We start from the raw sequence: 14,924 nt of genomic DNA on the forward strand, positions 1-14,924 counted from the left end.
CCCGTAACCAATCGGGGCGGCAACTTCACAATTTTCTTTCATCGCCGCTGATAACGGTATTGGGTACGGGAGGCCAAGATGGCCGCTGTTCTTGATTCTGTCCGCGCATTCTTTGCGCCTACCACTTTCGCCATCGACGCCGAAAATCCCTCGGATGTCGTTGCTCGTGAAAACTTGCTCGACCGCGTCATGGGCCCGGATCGCCGCAAAAAGTCGTCGGAGAAGATCCGCCGCAACCGCGTTCCGGCCGAGGGCCTTGCGCTGGTGGCGCGCGATCGCGACGGCCATGTCATTGGCTCGGTGCGCCTCTGGAACATCGAGGCCGGCGTCAATGACGAAGGCACGCCGATCAATGCGCTGCTGCTTGGACCGCTCGCCGTTGCGCCCCATCACGGCGGCAAGGGCATCGGCTCGGCGCTGATGCGCGCAGCGATCCTCGAAGCGAAGAAGCGCGGGCATGGCGCCGTCCTGCTCGTCGGCGATGCTGCCTATTACGAGCGTTTCGGCTTCTTTGCCGAGAGGGCTCGCCATCTTGTCATGCCGGGTCCGTTCGAACGTTCGCGCTTTCTTGCGCTCGAACTCACGGAAGGCTGGCTTGACGGCGCGGTCGGCATGATCGTCCCTTCGGGACGCATGCTAGCCAGCGCGCCGGTTCGCCGCGCAGCTTGAGCTGTGCCGATCGGCCGGTCGGGGTTGGGAATCTTTCCCTCCTGGCCGGCAATGTCCGCGCCGCTTGACCATGGAGGCAGGCGGGCCTGTCGTGGGTGCGGCGCGGATTGTCTTTTGACGGGTGCGCGGCTGTGGTCAGCTGGGTAAGCGTCGCACGCGAAAACACAATCGCGTGAAAAGTGGCGCCGGCACGCGAACAAATCGCTGCGATATCCTATCTTGCGCCGCATGATCCGCCTTCTCTCCCTTCTGCTTCTTTTCTGCCTGCCGCTTGCCGCAACGAGGCCGGCGGCTGCCCAGAGCACTGCTTCCGGCGTCAGCGGGCTTGGTCCGCGTCTCGACCACGCGGCGAGCGACCCCGCGATGAGGCCTCTCAAGACGGTGATCGTCGCTCGCGACGGACGCGTGCTCGGCGAACGCGGGTTCCATGGTCATTCGCCCTCGGAATCGACCAATATCAAATCCGCTTCGAAATCGATCATCTCGGCGTTGGTCGGTATCGCCATCGATAAAGGCCTGCTGAAGGGGCCGGATCAGAAGATCGCGCCGATCCTGAAGGCCGATCTCCCGGTAACGCCAGACCCGCGCATCAACGACATCACCATCGGCAATCTCCTCTCCATGCAGGCTGGGCTCGATCGCATGTCGGGGCCGAACTATGGCCGCTGGGTCTCTTCGCGCAACTGGGTGCGCTTTGCGCTCTCGCAGCCTTTCATCGATCAACCCGGTGGCGAGATGCTCTATTCCACCGCATCCACCCATCTGCTGTCGGCCATTCTCACCAAGGTCGGGGGGCAGTCGACGCTGGCGCTGGCGCACGAATGGCTGGGTCCTGTCGAAGGCTTCCGCATTCGCGCATGGGAACGCGATCCGCAGGGCATCTATCTCGGCGGCAACCAGATGGCGATGAGCGCCCGGTCGCTGCTTGCCTTCGGCGAACTTTACCGCAACGGCGGCAAGACCGCCGACGGCCGCCAGATCGTCCCTGCCGACTGGATCTCGCAATCGTGGCAGCAGCGCACAAACTCGCGCTTCTCGGGCGATGAATATGGCTATGGCTGGTTCACGCGGCAGATCGGCGGCGAGCAGGTGCATTTCGCCTGGGGTTATGGCGGGCAGATGCTCTATATCGTGCCGTCGCTCGATCTCACCGTCGTCATGACCTCGGAAGAGAGCGGTCCATCTGCCCGAAACGGCTACAGGGACTTGCTGCACGATCTGTTGGCGGACATTATCGGCGCGGTGCGGGCTGCCTGACGACGGTGCCGCGCGTCTCTGCAGACGCACAAAGGACGCTGTAACGCTTGAATTGCTGCATTATGCCGCAGGAAAACCTCGCGATCGTTAAATTCTTAGCGAAGCGCCCAATCAAACCGCAAAACGCTTCCTGTAAATTCCGCAAGAATTTCGGGAAAGCGCCATGCTGCTGGATCTCAGGACAATCTATTTCATTGTTGCCGTGAGTTGTTTCGTGCTGGGCATCCTCCAGCTTGCTGCCTACGCGACCGGCCGCTTCGAGAGGTGGCCGCTTTGGTGGGGTTTGAGCAACCTTCTTGTCGGCGTCGGGTCCTTCCTCGTCGCGTTGCGCAATCTCGTTCCCTACTCCGTCTCGATCGACGGCGGCAATATCGTCACCATCGCCGGCTACATGCTGATGTTCTTTGCCGTGCGGGTGTTTTCGGGGCGGGCGCTCGACCAACGCACTTTCTGGCTTGCCATCTTGCTCGTCAGCGTTCCTGTCGTCCTCATCGTCAGCGATCCATCGGCAGTCTCGGCGAGGCTCCTCTACGTCTCCGTCATCTGCTGCCTCTGCGATCTTGCCGTCGCAAGAGAGGCAATCAGCATTGTCCGGCGCGAGAAGCTGTATTCGGCAGCCCTGCTTGTCGGCCTCTATATTTGCACGGCGGCGATCTTTGCGATTCGCAGCATTCTCGCGGCGGCCGGTGAGATCGGTGGGCCGGATCCTTTCGGCGGTAGTGCAATTCACAGCTGGATGGCGGTATCGGCGGTCGCGTTCATCATGCTTCGCAGCATGGCGATGGTGCTGATGGCTGCCGAGCGCAGCCGAAATCAGCTGACGGAACTCGCTCACCACGATCCGCTGACCGGCGCCCTCAATCGCGGTGGCCTTGCCCAACATCTGCCGGCTCTCGGTTCCCAGCCGGTATCGTTGCTGATCATCGATATCGACCATTTCAAGCAACTGAACGACAGGCATGGCCATGCCGCCGGCGACGATATTCTGCGGCTTTTCGCCGGTGTTTCGAGGGGCATCATGCGCTCCGACGACCTGCTTGCCCGTCAAGGTGGGGATGAATTCCTGGCGGTGCTGAAAAATGTTTCCCGGCAGGATGCGGTGGTTATTGCCGAACGCATCCGTCTCGCTTTCGCCGCCGCCGTCCTGCAGCGACCGGATCTGGCGATCTTTCCGACGCTGAGCATCGGCGTTGCCGCACGTGCGGAAAGCGGCGGAGATTTTGAACGGCTGGTGCAGAAGGCCGATGAGGCGCTCTATCGTTCGAAGCGCGAAGGCCGCAACCGGGTCGAAGTCTTCGGGGAAAATCAGCAGGCCGCGTAGGAACGGGGCGAATGTTCCTATCTCGGAGCGGCCCTATCTTTTTGCCTTTGCGCAATTCCGGATGCAAAACCGCTGCGCACTTTTGCTGGAATTGCTCTAGATATTCTGGTCCATCGTTTCGGCCGGGATCTCGTCCGCGCGGTGGACGCGCACGAGCGTTGCCGGCACGCCGGCGACGGTGCAATGCTCGGGGACCGGCTTCAGCACGACACTGCCGGCGGCGACTTTGCTGAAGGCGCCGATTTCGATATTGCCGAGGATCTTCGCGCCCGCGCCGATCATCACGCCGTGGCGGATCTTCGGGTGGCGGTCGCCGGTCTCCTTGCCGGTGCCGCCGAGCGTGACGTTCTGCAGGATGGACACTTCATCCTCGATGACAGCCGTTTCGCCGATGACGATGCCCGAACCGTGGTCGAGCATGATGGACGCGCCGATCCGTGCCGCCGGATGGATATCCGGGCCGAAGACCAGCGAAACGAGATTGGCGAGCCAACTGGCGATCTCCGGACGGCCGGAGACCCAGAGCGCATGGGCGATACGATGCGTCTGCAGCGCATGAAAGCCCTTGAGATTGAGAAGCGCGTGCAGAAATGTCGTGCAGGCCGGATCGCGTTCGCGCACGGCGATGAGATCGACCTCGACCTTCCGCATGATATCGCCATCAAGTGTGGACAGGATGAGATCGAACAGATCACCGGTTTCCACCTGCGCCACGGCGAGCCGCGCGGCCAGCACGCGGGCGATGATCTCATCGTTGCCAGCGGTGTCCGTTACCTGAGCGGCAAGCAACTGCTGCAATATCGGCTCGCGTGCGGCAAGCTCAACGGCCTCGGCGCGGATCACGGTCCAGACGGATGCGTCGCCCAAAGTCTGCGGTTGTTCGGTCAAACCGAGGCCGGTCGATTTCGACATTCCCGTTTCCTCCGTCAGCCACGGCAGCGCAAAGCGTTTCCCGCGCGTGGTTTATGTTTCGCCCGGGCCAGGCATTTGGCAAGCCCCGATTATAGTCTAGCCGTCCGACGGTTGCAGGTCAGGTGTCCGCTCCGGAAGCCGGCGCCAGTGATAGAGCACATCCGGCTCCCGTTCTTCGTTGTCGGCGCCATCGGTCTCCTCTTCGGCGGTAAAGCCGTGCTGTTGGTAGAACGCACGAGCGCCCGCATTGCGCTGGAACGTCCAGAGCCTGATCTCGTCCATCTCTTCCTTGGCGCGCCAAGAAGCAAGGAGCCAATGCCCATGCCCTGAAAGTCGGGAAGAACGTAAAGCTGCTCTATCCAGTTGTCGCCATAAGCGATGACACCGACGAGCCGGTTGCCCATGGCAGCGCCGAGGATCGAGCAATTCGGCAGCAGATGCATGCGCCAGTACTGCTCCTCTTCCTCGGGTGTATGCACATCCGGCAGCCAGGGCAGCCGCTGCCATAGGGCGACACGTCTGATTTCAGCTGCGGCTTGCATGTGGTCGGCCGTCAGCGCCACGATTTCGGGTTCCGTCAGGGCGTCGTCCATTACCGGCAGCGGGGCTCAGGCCGAAATATCGATGACGCCGCAGTCGCCGGCTTCGGAGCCGAAGGCGAGCAGCTTGCCGTTTTTGCTCCAGCTCATCGCCGTGATTGCGCCCTTGCCAGGTCGGCGCAGCAGCGCTTCCTTGCTGTCGGCGATGCGCACCGCCAAGATCATGCCGTCAACGAAGCCGATGGCGAGGATATCCTCGAGCGGATGGAACTTCACCGCGGTCGCCATGATATTGGCGCGAGTGCCGAGCTCCAGCGGCGCCTTGCCCATCGGCCCGTCCTTGCCCTGGAAGGGCCAGACGATTGCCGCAGGCGCGCCTGAAGACGCGAGCCACTTGCCCTTGACCGACCAGGAGAGCGATTTCACCTTGGAGGGGTAGCCGGTCATGCGCATGTGGCGGGCTTCGGTGCCGGGCTTGATGTCAAGCTTCCAGCCGTGCAGTGCGTTTTCCTGCATCGAGGTGACGAGGAAATTGCCATCAGGCGAGAAGGTGACGCCGGTATGCGCACCCTTCCATTCCAGATCGACCGGCTTGGCGTTCATGCCGATCCAGTGCAGCGACACGCCGTTGTAGCGCGCTGCCGCGATGCGCAGACCTTTCGGCGCAAAGGCAAGGCCCTCGACCGTGCGCTCCTCGGGGAATTCCTTGGTCGTGCCGTCGGCAAGGCGTACGAGCGAACTCTTGCCGTAGGAATAGGCAACGGCACCCTGCGGGCCGGCTGCGACCTGCGAAATCCACTTGCGGGGCGCGGTCGCGATTTCGCTGACGCTGCCGTCGGCGGCAATGCGCAGCACCTTACCGTCCTCGCCACCCGAGATCAGGCTCTCGCTGTAGGGATCACGAATGGCGGTGAGCATGCCCTGATGGGCTTCGGAAACCCTGTCGCCGCCATCCAGCCGGTGGAATGTACCGTTTGCGCTTGCGAAGAAGGGAACATCACCTAAAAATTCGACGGCCAGAACGTGGCCGTCGAGATCAAGCGGTGCAACTGTCGGCATCAGGCGGCTGCCCCGCAGGCCTTGAAGGAGGCTTCGAGCTTCTCGCGGTCGAGTTCGCGGCCGATGAAGACGAGACGGCTCTCGTGCTTTTCGCCTTCCTTCCACGGACGCTGGTGATCACCCTCGATGATCATGTGCACGCCCTGAACGACGTAACGCTCGGGATCGTCCTTGAAGGCGATGATGCCCTTGAGACGCAGAATATTCGGCCCCTGCGTCTGGGTGATCTTCTGGATCCAGGGGAAGAAGCGCTCCGGGTTCATCTCGCCGCCGCGCAGCGACACCGACTGCACCGTCACATCGTGAATCGCTGACATCGCGCCATGTTGATGGGCGCCATGGTGATGATGGTCGTGACCGTGGTCATCATGCTGATGACCGTGATGATCATGGTCATGATGCTGGTGGTCATGATCGCAATCGGGGCCGCAGACATGGTCGTCATGGCCCTGCTCGAGGAAATGCGGATCGTTTTCGAGCGCGCGTTCCAGGTTGAAGGCGCCCTGATCGAGCACGCGGGCGAGATCGACGCCGGAGCGGCTGGTCTTGTAGACGCGGGCAGCCGGGTTGATGGCGCGGACGATATCCTCGATCACATCAAGTTCTTCCGGGGTCACCAGGTCACTCTTGTTGATGATGACGACGTCGGCGAAGGCGATCTGGTCTTCGGCCTCGCGGCTGTCCTTCAGGCGCAGCGGCAGGTGCTTGGCATCGACGAGGGCGACGACGGCATCGAGCTCGGTCTTGGCGCGTACATCGTCATCCATGAAGAAGGTCTGGGCGACCGGCACCGGATCGGCAAGGCCCGTCGTTTCGACGATGATGCCATCGAAGCGGCCAGGACGGCGCATCAGGCCTTCGACGACGCGGATCAGGTCGCCGCGCACCGTGCAGCAGACGCAGCCATTGTTCATCTCATAGATTTCCTCGTCCGACTCGACGATCAGGTCGTTGTCGATGCCGATCTCGCCGAATTCGTTGACAATGACCGCATATTTCTTGCCGTGATTTTCGGAGAGAATGCGGTTGAGCAACGTCGTCTTGCCGGCGCCGAGATAACCGGTGAGCACGGTAACGGGAATAGGCTTCAGGGTGGAGATCGCGTCGGTCATGAGAACCTCTAGGATTAGGCGGGCGGCCGAGCGGCTTGGGATCGGCTGCTTGAACGGTTGGTCTCATATAATGGCTTGAGCGTGGCAGTTCAAAGGGTTTTATAATGTTATAAGATCACATCGTTTGCGCGGCGCAGACGAGCCATATTTACCGGAGCTCAGTGATGTCGAATGCATCGACATCACTGAGCAGTTCCACCAATCCTTTGACCGCATGCGCGATCAGCGCCTCACCCTTTTGCGCCGTCGCAGCCGCGGCGTTGCCTGCCACGCCTTCCGTGTTGAGATCCGACATCTTCCAGCCGAAGGCGTGCGGCCCGTAGGCGCGCAGATGCTTGAAGCGCCCGGCGAATTCCGTCTGTCGCGAGGGAAAGTCCGCCGCCTTCGCCATATCAACCTTGTCGGGATGAATCGCCAGCATCACCGAGGTCTCGATATCGCCGCCATGAATGCCGATCGCCTTTTCCTCCGACGTGATCACGCCATCCGGCACGCCGAAGCGGGTCCAGCTCGTTGCCACCGCCAGCATGGCAAAGCGGACCCGCGCCTCGGTGGCGACGACTGATATGACGGGCGAATTGCCGCCATGGGCATTCAGCATCACGAATTTACGGATGCCCTGCTTCGCCAGGCCTTCGGCGATGCCGAGCCAGCGGTTTACCGCTTCGTCGAAGGCAAGCGTCTTCGTTCCTTCAACGTCCATATGCTCTATGGAATAGCCGATGGCTTCGGCGGGCAGGAAGGTGACCGGCAGGCCGGCGGGCAGGGCTATCTTCAATCGCCCGGCAATTCCTTCGGCAATCAGCGTGTCGGTTTCGAAGGGCAGGTGAGGGCCGTGCTGTTCATGGGCGCCGAGCGGCAGCACGGCGATCAGGTTGCGCCCATCAGGGGCAAAGGCCGGGTTGCCGTCCTCGAAGCGCGGCGAAGGTGTCATCATCCGGTCGTTACCTCTTGTTTATGACGAGATCCTGCGCAATGTCATATCGCAGCGGCGTCGGGGCTTAAAGATCAAAGGGATGGCTATGGGAAAGAAGCGCAAGGACGGCAAAAAGAACAAGTCCAAGAAGAAGGACCAGACCGAGTATACGCTCGTCGATCTCTCCCCGGCTCTGACCCAGGCGGCGCGTTCCATGCGGACGGTGCTGTCGCGCAACCTGTTGGAAAGCGGCCTTTATGCCGGCCAGGATGGTGTCATTCTGTTGCTTGCCGAGAGCGATGGTATGACGGCCGGCGGCCTTGCCCAGAAGCTCGGCGTCAAGGCGCCGACGATGACGCGCACGATCGGCCGCATGGAGGCGCAGGGCTTTCTCGAGCGCAAGCCCGATGCCGAGGATGCACGCCTGACCAAGGTCTACCTCACCGACCTCGGCCGTGGCAGCGTACAGGGGATCGAGATGGCGGCTTCGGCCTGCGACATGCTGGCGACGCAGGAGTTCTCCGAGAAGGAAATTCGCAATCTTGTCCGATTGCTGAAGGCGATCGATGCCAATCTGCAAGCCGAAGCCATTCTTATCGAAGAACCGGACGAAGACTGAAATTTCCCCGTAAGACGAATTGCTTCCACCGATTAAATCTTTTAATTAAACATTTTAAGGGCCGCGCCGGTTTGACGGCGGGGTCTTGCTGCTTACGTGCTGCCTGGAGGAGGACACGTGGTCCAGAAGATCAAGCTTTCGACTATTGCCGAAACGCTCGGCATTTCAACGGCGACCGTATCGCTAGCCTTACGCGACAGTCCGCTCGTCGCCGGCAATACCCGGGAGAAGATCAAGGAGCAGGCGCGCGCGCTCGGCTATATCTACAATCGCCGTGCCGCCAGTCTTCGCACCTCGCGCTCCGGCATCATCGGCGTCGTCGTGCACGACATCATGAACCCCTTCTATGGGGAGATCCTGAAGGCGATCGAAAGCGAGCTCGACCGCAGCCGCCACACCTTCATCCTTTCCAACCATTACGACAATGTCGAGAAGCAGCGCACCTTCATCGAGACGCTCCTGCAGCTCGGCGGCGACGGCGTCATCATGTCGCCGGCGATCGGTACGCCGCCTGAGGACGTGCAACTGGCGGAAGACAACGGCATGCCGGCGATCCTCGTCGCTCGCTCGATGGAAGGGCAGGACCTGCCGACCTATCGCGGCGACGACAGCTATGGCATCTCGCTTGCCACCAACCACCTGATCGGCCTGGGTCATCGCTCGATCGCAATGATCGGCGGCACGGACCAGACATCCACCGGCCGCGATCGCTACCAGGGTTATGTCAACTCGCTGCGCAAGGCCGGCATCGAGGTCGATCCGAACTTGCGCATTCCCGGTCCGCGCTCGAAGCAGGGCGGTTTCGAGGCTGCAGTGCATTTCCTTTCGCTGCCGCAGAAGCCGACCGCAGCCGTCTGCTGGAACGATCTCGTGGCGATCGGCCTGATGAACGGCATTGCACGCGCCGGGCTAGTGCCGGGACGTGATATTTCCGTCACCGGTTATGACGATCTCGAGGAGGCCTCGATCGCCACCCCGGCGCTGACGACCGTCTGGAACGGTCAGGCCGAGGTCGGGCGCCTGGCAGCCCGGGCGCTGCTCGATCGCCTTGCCGGCAGCCATGAGCCTGATGGCATGCATCTGATCAAGCCGGAAATGCGCATTCGCCAGTCTACCAGTCCCCATCGGCCCCGCGCCTGAACCACGACCGCCATCCAAGAGGAAAAGCCATGTCCCGCATCGCCATTCTCGTTCCTGGGAAGATACACGAGCGTGTTCTTGAAAGGCTGAAGGATCGTTTTGAGATTATTGCCGTCGCACGCGAGGAGAAGCTTGCGCTGGACGGCGAGACCGCCGGCCGCATCCGCGGCGTCGCCGTTTCCGGCTCCTTCCCGGGCGCCTGGATGGAGCAGCTGCCGCATGCTGAAGTGATCGCCAATTTCGGTGTCGGTTATGACGGCGTCGACGTGAAACATGCTGCCGAGAAGGGCATCATCGTCACCAATACGCCTGATGTGCTGAACGACGAGGTCGCCGATACGGCGATCGGCCTACTGCTGAACACGGTTCGCGAACTGCCGCGGGCCGAAGCCTGGCTGCGTGCGGGCAACTGGAAGCCGGGCACGGCCTATCCGCTGTCGCGCTTCTCGCTCAAGGGCCGCCATGTCGGGCTTTATGGCCTTGGCCGCATCGGGCTCGAAATCGCCAAGCGGCTGGAGCCGTTCAAGGTGAAGATCAGTTATCACACACGTTCGCGCCATGCCGACGTGTCCTACGATTATCACCCGACGTTAAAGGGGCTGGCCGAAGCGGTGGATACGCTGATCGCCATCGTTCCGAAGACACCGCAGACTCACAAGACGATCGATGCGGATATTCTGGCAGCACTCGGCCCTAACGGCATTCTCGTCAATGTCGGCCGTGGCTGGACGGTGGACGAGGCGGCGCTGAGTGCCGCCCTTGCCTCCGGCGCGCTCGGGGCTGCCGGCCTCGACGTCTTCTATGAAGAGCCGACCGTACCGGCCGACCTGCTTGAACCGACCAATGCCGTGCTGCTGCCGCACGTCGCCTCCGCATCCGTGCCGACGCGCAATGCGATGGCCGATCTCGTCGCCGACAATCTCATCGCCTGGTTCGAGAAGGGTGCGGCTTTGACGCCGGTGCCGGAGACGCCGCAGAAGGCTTAGGCGCGGGTTGGTTCGGCGGACGATGCTTGCTGCCAAGCAACAGACATAACGCTTCGCGGGCGCCTGGAATCAGGCGATCGCCTGCGCGGAGATGACCGGCAGCTTGGCAGCGGCATAGGCGCGGACGGCGTCGCCGAAAGCGGCGAACAGCTGGTTCGAGGACTTGTCGGTTTCAGCCCAATATTCCGGATGCCATTGCACGCCGACGGCGAAAGCCTTGGCGTCGATAACGGAAACGGCCTCCACCGTGCCGTCCTCGGCGATCGCTTCCACCTGCAGGCGTGGGGCGGTTCTGGCGATTGCCTGGCGATGCAGGGAATTCACGCGGATCTCGCCCGGACCGAGAATGCCTGCGATGCAGGAACCTTCCTTGACGTGGACGGTCTGGCGAATGGCGTACATGCCGTCCCGGTCGACGCCTTCCGGCCGGCGATGGTCCCAGATTCCAGGCTGCTCCTGGATCTCGCTTGCCAGCGAGCCGCCGAGGGCGACATTCAGCTCCTGGATGCCGCGGCAGATGGCGAGCAGCGGGATGGCGCGGTCGATGGCGCGGCGGATGAGCGGCAGGCTGGTGGCGTCGCGGGCGGGGTCGAAGGGGCCGTCCTTGTCATTCGCCTCGGCACCGTAGAGGGAGGGATGAACATTGCTGGCCGAACCCGAGACCAGCAGGCCGTCGACGCGGTCGAGGATCGCGTCGGTATCGTAGCCCTCCTCGAAAGCGGGGATGATGAAAGCCATGACACCGGATGCGTTCAATGCGGCGCGCAGATATTGATGCTGCACGGCATGCCAGGTCGCGCCGTCGAAGCTGCGGATATCGGCAGGAATGGCAACGATCGGTTTCGTCATATCAGCCCCGGTCAAAATCTTTATTCTCGTCGTTTCTTCCGCCTGAACGGCCGTCAAGTCAACGCTTGGCTGTATCAGGCGGCCAAATTGCGACGGAAGCGGCGCTCTGCCTTTCCGGTTTACCGCTAAGCCGCTGATTCTGATGGATACGTGCGCGTTGCCTTATTGCCGTCTTGATGCCAAAGGCTAATAGACTAAAGCTTGAATCGCGGCTTGCGCCATGCTTAGCTTTGCCCTTGCTGCGGGTAGGGGTGAGATTGGCCGCGCAGTGTCATCTATATGGGAGGTTTTTGATGGATCGTCGTTCGTTTTTCAAGAAGGCGGGAACCGCCAGCGCCGGTGCGGTTGCCGCAACGGCATTGGCAGCGCCTGCGATCGCGCAGGAGAATCCGAAGATCGCGTGGCGCATGACGTCGTCGTTTCCGAAGAGCTTGGATACGATCTATGGCGGAGCCGAGGATATCGCCAAGCATGTTGCCGCCGCGACGGACGGCAATTTCACGATCCAGCCCTTCGCGGCCGGTGAAATCGTGCCCGGCCTGCAGGCCGTCGATGCCGTTGCCGCCGGTACGGTTGAGGCAGCCCACACCACTTCCTATTATTTTGTCGGCAAGGACCCGACCTATGCCATCGGAACGGCCATTCCGTTCGGGCTGAACAGCCGCCTGACCAATGCCTGGTACTATGAAGGCAACGGCAATAAGCTGATGAACGAATTTTATGCCACACAGGGCATGTATGCGCTGCCGGCAGGCAATACCGGTGCGCAGATGGGCGGCTGGTTCCGCAAGGAAATCAACACGCTCGATGACCTCAAGGGTGTCAAGATGCGTATTGCCGGTCTCGCCGGCCGCGTCATGGAGAAGGTCGGCGTCATCCCGCAGCAGATCGCCGGCGGCGACATCTATCCGGCGCTGGAAAAAGGCACGATCGATGCGGCGGAATTCGTCGGCCCTTACGACGACCTGAAGCTCGGCTTCCACAAGGTGGCGAAGTACTACTATTATCCCGGCTGGTGGGAAGGTGGCCCGACGGTGCATGGGTTCTTCAATCTCGAAAAATGGAGCAGCCTGCCCAAGCATTATCAGGCAGCGCTGACCGACGCCTGCGCTTTCGCCAACACCAACATGCTGGCGAAGTACGACACGAAGAACCCGACCGCGCTGAAGCAGCTGGTGGCGGAAGGCGCGACGCTGCGCCCGTTCAGTCAAGAGATCATGGAAGCCTGCTTCCAGGCGGCGACGGGCATCTACAGCGAAATCTCGGGCACGAACCAGTATTTCAAGAAGATCTACGACGACCAGACCGCCTTCAAGCGGGATGCCTATCTCTGGATGCAGCTGTCGGAATACACCTTTGACACGTTCATGATGATCCAGCAGCGGGCCGGGAAGCTTTAAGGCTTTCCGCCGGCAGGCTCGGCGCTTCAGACGAATGCGATGCCAGAACCCCGGATTTCCGTCCGGGGTTTTGTTTTTGCTGGACTATTTTGCCGGTGGCGGCGGTGCTCCCGGCAGGCCGTTCAGTGGCGGCAGGGTCAGGCCGGGGATCTGCGGTGAGCCATTGCCGCCGCCGCCCATCGGCGGCAGGCCGAGCTGGCCGCCGAAGCCCGGGACTTCGATCTTGATCGAGTTCGGGTCGACCTTCGGACCGTGATCCAGCCAATAGGTTACCGATTGCGGCCAGAAGATCACGATCGCCACCAGGATCAGCTGCATGCCGACCCAGGGGAGAGCACCCATGTAAATATCCGAGGTCTTGACGTCCTTGCTGGCGATGGAGCGCAGGTAGAAGAGCGCGAAGCCGAAGGGCGGGTGCATGAAGCTCGTCTGCATGTTGACGCAGATCAGGACGCCGAACCAGATCAGGTCGATGCCGAGACTGGAGGCGACCGGTGCGAGCATCGGGATGACGATGAAGGCGATCTCGAAGAAATCGAGGAAGAAGGCGAGCACGAAGATGAAGATGTTGACGAAGATCAGGAAGCCGACCGGGCCGCCGGGAATGCCCGACAGCATGTGCTCGATCCAGCGCGAGCCGTCCATGCCCTGGAAAACCAGGCTGAAACAGGTGGAGCCGATCAGGATCATCACCACCATGGAGGTGATGTGCGTGGTCGATGCCATTGCCTCGCGGATCAGCGGCCAGGTGAGGCGCCGGTTCATGGCGGCAAGCAGCATGGCGCCGACGACACCGAGCGCGCCTGCCTCTGTCGGCGTCGCAAGGCCCATGAAGATCGTGCCGAGCACCAGGAAAATCAGGACGATCGAGGGCACCATGCCCATCAGCACTTTCACGAGCAGCGCCCAGTTGAAGTCGCCGCGCACCTCCTTCGGCAGCGGCGGCATCGATTTCGGCCTGATGATCGACAACACCAGGATGAAGAGCACGAAGATCGTCACCTGCAGGATCGAGGGGCCGATCGCGCCGAGATACATGTCACCGACCGACCTGCCGAGCTGATCGGCAAGAACGACGAGCACCAGCGAGGGCGGGATCACCTGGGTGATCGTGCCCGAGGCGGCGATGACGCCGGTGGCAAGGCGCGGATTGTAGCCATAGCGCAGCATGATCGGCAGCGAGATCACCCCCATGGTGATGACGGAGGCGGCAACCGTTCCGGTGATCGCGCCCAGCACGGCGCCGACGAGGATAACGGCATAGGCGAGGCCGCCGGGAATGCCGCCGAAGAGTTTGCCGGTGCCTTCGAGCAGATCCTCGGCAAGCCCGCAGCGCTCCAGTATCGCGCCCATGAAGGTGAAGAAGGGGATGGCGARCAAGAGGTCGTTGGAAAGGATGCCGAAGAAGCGCAGCGGCAGAGCCTGCAGGAAGACTTCGCCGAAATGGCCGGTGACGATGCCGACGATGCCGAAAAACAGGCCGACGGCGGCGAGCGAAAAGGCGACCGGAAAGCCGTAGAGCATGAAGATGACCATGCCCAGGAACATGGCCGGCGGGATGATGCCGAAATCAAACAAGTCCGTTTCTCCCAGCCCGCGCTACTGCAGCGGTTTTTCGTATTTTGTATCGATGCTGATATGGCCGGTAACGGCTGCGATCCGCTTGATCAGTTCGGAAACCCCCTGAAGGGAAAGCAGCGCGAAGCCGGCGACGAGGATCAGCTTGACGGGCCATCGGATGAGCCCGCCGGCGTTGCCCGATATTTCTCCCTGCTGGTAGGACAGTGCGAAGAACGGCCAGCAGATCCAGGTGAGGAAGACGCATGCGGGAAGGAGGAAGAGGATGAGGCCGACGATGTCGATCCAGATCTTCGCCCTGTCGGAAACCGAACCATAGATCAGGTCGACGCGGACATGCTCGTTGTTGCGCAACGCATGCGAGGCGCCGAGCATGACGACGAAGGCGAAGAGATACCACTGGATCTCGAGCCAGCCGTTCGAACTGTAGTTGAAGGCATAGCGGACGATGGCGTTTCCGGCGCTGATCAGACAGCAGAACAGCACCATATATTCGGAAATTTTGCCTATGAACTGACTGATCGAATCGATCAGCCGGCTTGCTGCCAGAAGTACCGACATTCGCCT

14 protein-coding genes and 1 pseudogene are annotated in these 14,924 nt (G+C 61.6%); 7 read left to right on the top strand and 8 right to left on the bottom strand.

The features are described from left to right. Positions 1–78: 78 nt before the first annotated feature. The 3 genes from AC1D2N_RS19825 (at position 79) to AC1D2N_RS19835 (ending at position 3,247) form a co-directional block, all read left to right on the top strand. Positions 79–669 (top strand): GNAT family N-acetyltransferase, encoded by a 591-nt coding sequence (locus AC1D2N_RS19825; RefSeq protein ID WP_130759029.1) that lies wholly within the window; start codon positions 79–81, stop codon positions 667–669. Positions 670–897: 228 nt separating this feature from the next. Further along, on the top strand, positions 898–1,926 hold the full coding sequence (locus tag AC1D2N_RS19830; RefSeq protein ID WP_165403386.1) for a serine hydrolase domain-containing protein: 1,029 nt from the start codon (positions 898–900) through the stop codon (positions 1,924–1,926). A gap of 163 nt (positions 1,927–2,089) precedes the next feature. Further along, a complete protein-coding gene (locus tag AC1D2N_RS19835; protein WP_130759027.1) occupies positions 2,090–3,247 on the top strand; it encodes a GGDEF domain-containing protein in 1,158 nt (385 codons plus the stop codon). Positions 3,248–3,343: 96 nt separating this feature from the next. On the opposite strand, the gene cysE is transcribed toward AC1D2N_RS19835, so the two are convergent. The 5 genes and pseudogenes from cysE to AC1D2N_RS19860 form a co-directional block, all read right to left on the bottom strand. Beyond that, positions 3,344–4,159 (bottom strand): serine O-acetyltransferase, encoded by an 816-nt coding sequence (gene cysE / locus AC1D2N_RS19840; protein WP_130759026.1) that lies wholly within the window; start codon positions 4,157–4,159, stop codon positions 3,344–3,346. 96 nt (positions 4,160–4,255) lie between these two features. Continuing rightward, positions 4,256–4,752: pseudogene (locus AC1D2N_RS19845) on the bottom strand (N-acetyltransferase family protein). A 15-nt stretch (positions 4,753–4,767) separates the two neighbouring features. Beyond that, positions 4,768–5,757 (bottom strand): WD40 repeat domain-containing protein, encoded by a 990-nt coding sequence (locus AC1D2N_RS19850; RefSeq protein WP_130759025.1) that lies wholly within the window; start codon positions 5,755–5,757, stop codon positions 4,768–4,770. Next, entirely contained in the window at positions 5,757–6,869 is a 1,113-nt protein-coding gene (locus tag AC1D2N_RS19855; protein WP_446970990.1) for a CobW family GTP-binding protein, read from the bottom strand. Before AC1D2N_RS19855 ends, AC1D2N_RS19850 begins: the two co-directional genes overlap by 1 nt. Positions 6,870–7,017: 148 nt before the next feature. Continuing rightward, complete coding sequence (locus AC1D2N_RS19860; RefSeq protein ID WP_028733957.1) at positions 7,018–7,806, bottom strand: creatininase family protein; 789 nt, start codon at positions 7,804–7,806, stop codon at positions 7,018–7,020. Positions 7,807–7,891: 85 nt separating this feature from the next. Here AC1D2N_RS19860 and AC1D2N_RS19865 point away from each other — a divergent pair, with 85 nt between their 5' ends. The 3 genes from AC1D2N_RS19865 to AC1D2N_RS19875 all read left to right on the top strand — a co-directional run bounded on the left by AC1D2N_RS19865 (position 7,892) and on the right by AC1D2N_RS19875 (position 10,530). Continuing rightward, positions 7,892–8,404 (top strand): MarR family winged helix-turn-helix transcriptional regulator, encoded by a 513-nt coding sequence (locus AC1D2N_RS19865; RefSeq protein ID WP_028733958.1) that lies wholly within the window; start codon positions 7,892–7,894, stop codon positions 8,402–8,404. Between the two features lie 117 nt (positions 8,405–8,521). After that, positions 8,522–9,544, top strand: a complete 1,023-nt coding sequence (locus AC1D2N_RS19870; RefSeq protein WP_003542973.1) for a LacI family DNA-binding transcriptional regulator — start codon at positions 8,522–8,524, stop codon at positions 9,542–9,544. Positions 9,545–9,573: 29 nt separating this feature from the next. Continuing rightward, complete coding sequence (locus tag AC1D2N_RS19875) at positions 9,574–10,530, top strand: 2-hydroxyacid dehydrogenase (RefSeq protein WP_028733959.1); 957 nt, start codon at positions 9,574–9,576, stop codon at positions 10,528–10,530. A 69-nt stretch (positions 10,531–10,599) separates the two neighbouring features. On the opposite strand, the gene AC1D2N_RS19880 is transcribed toward AC1D2N_RS19875, so the two are convergent. Then, positions 10,600–11,379 (bottom strand): gamma-glutamyl-gamma-aminobutyrate hydrolase family protein, encoded by a 780-nt coding sequence (locus AC1D2N_RS19880; protein ID WP_018243591.1) that lies wholly within the window; start codon positions 11,377–11,379, stop codon positions 10,600–10,602. 293 nt (positions 11,380–11,672) lie between these two features. Between AC1D2N_RS19880 and AC1D2N_RS19885 the strand changes: the two genes are divergently transcribed. Beyond that, a complete protein-coding gene (locus AC1D2N_RS19885) occupies positions 11,673–12,779 on the top strand; it encodes a TRAP transporter substrate-binding protein (RefSeq protein ID WP_018243590.1) in 1,107 nt (368 codons plus the stop codon). A gap of 84 nt (positions 12,780–12,863) precedes the next feature. Here the strand turns inward: AC1D2N_RS19885 and AC1D2N_RS19890 are convergent, their stop codons facing one another. Further along, complete coding sequence (locus tag AC1D2N_RS19890; protein WP_477981822.1) at positions 12,864–14,357, bottom strand: TRAP transporter large permease; 1,494 nt, start codon at positions 14,355–14,357, stop codon at positions 12,864–12,866. A gap of 21 nt (positions 14,358–14,378) precedes the next feature. Next, positions 14,379–14,918 (bottom strand): TRAP transporter small permease subunit, encoded by a 540-nt coding sequence (locus AC1D2N_RS19895; RefSeq protein ID WP_018446042.1) that lies wholly within the window; start codon positions 14,916–14,918, stop codon positions 14,379–14,381. Positions 14,919–14,924 lie beyond the last annotated feature (6 nt).

It is taken from the genome of Rhizobium sp. P1_B8, from assembly GCF_056406515.1.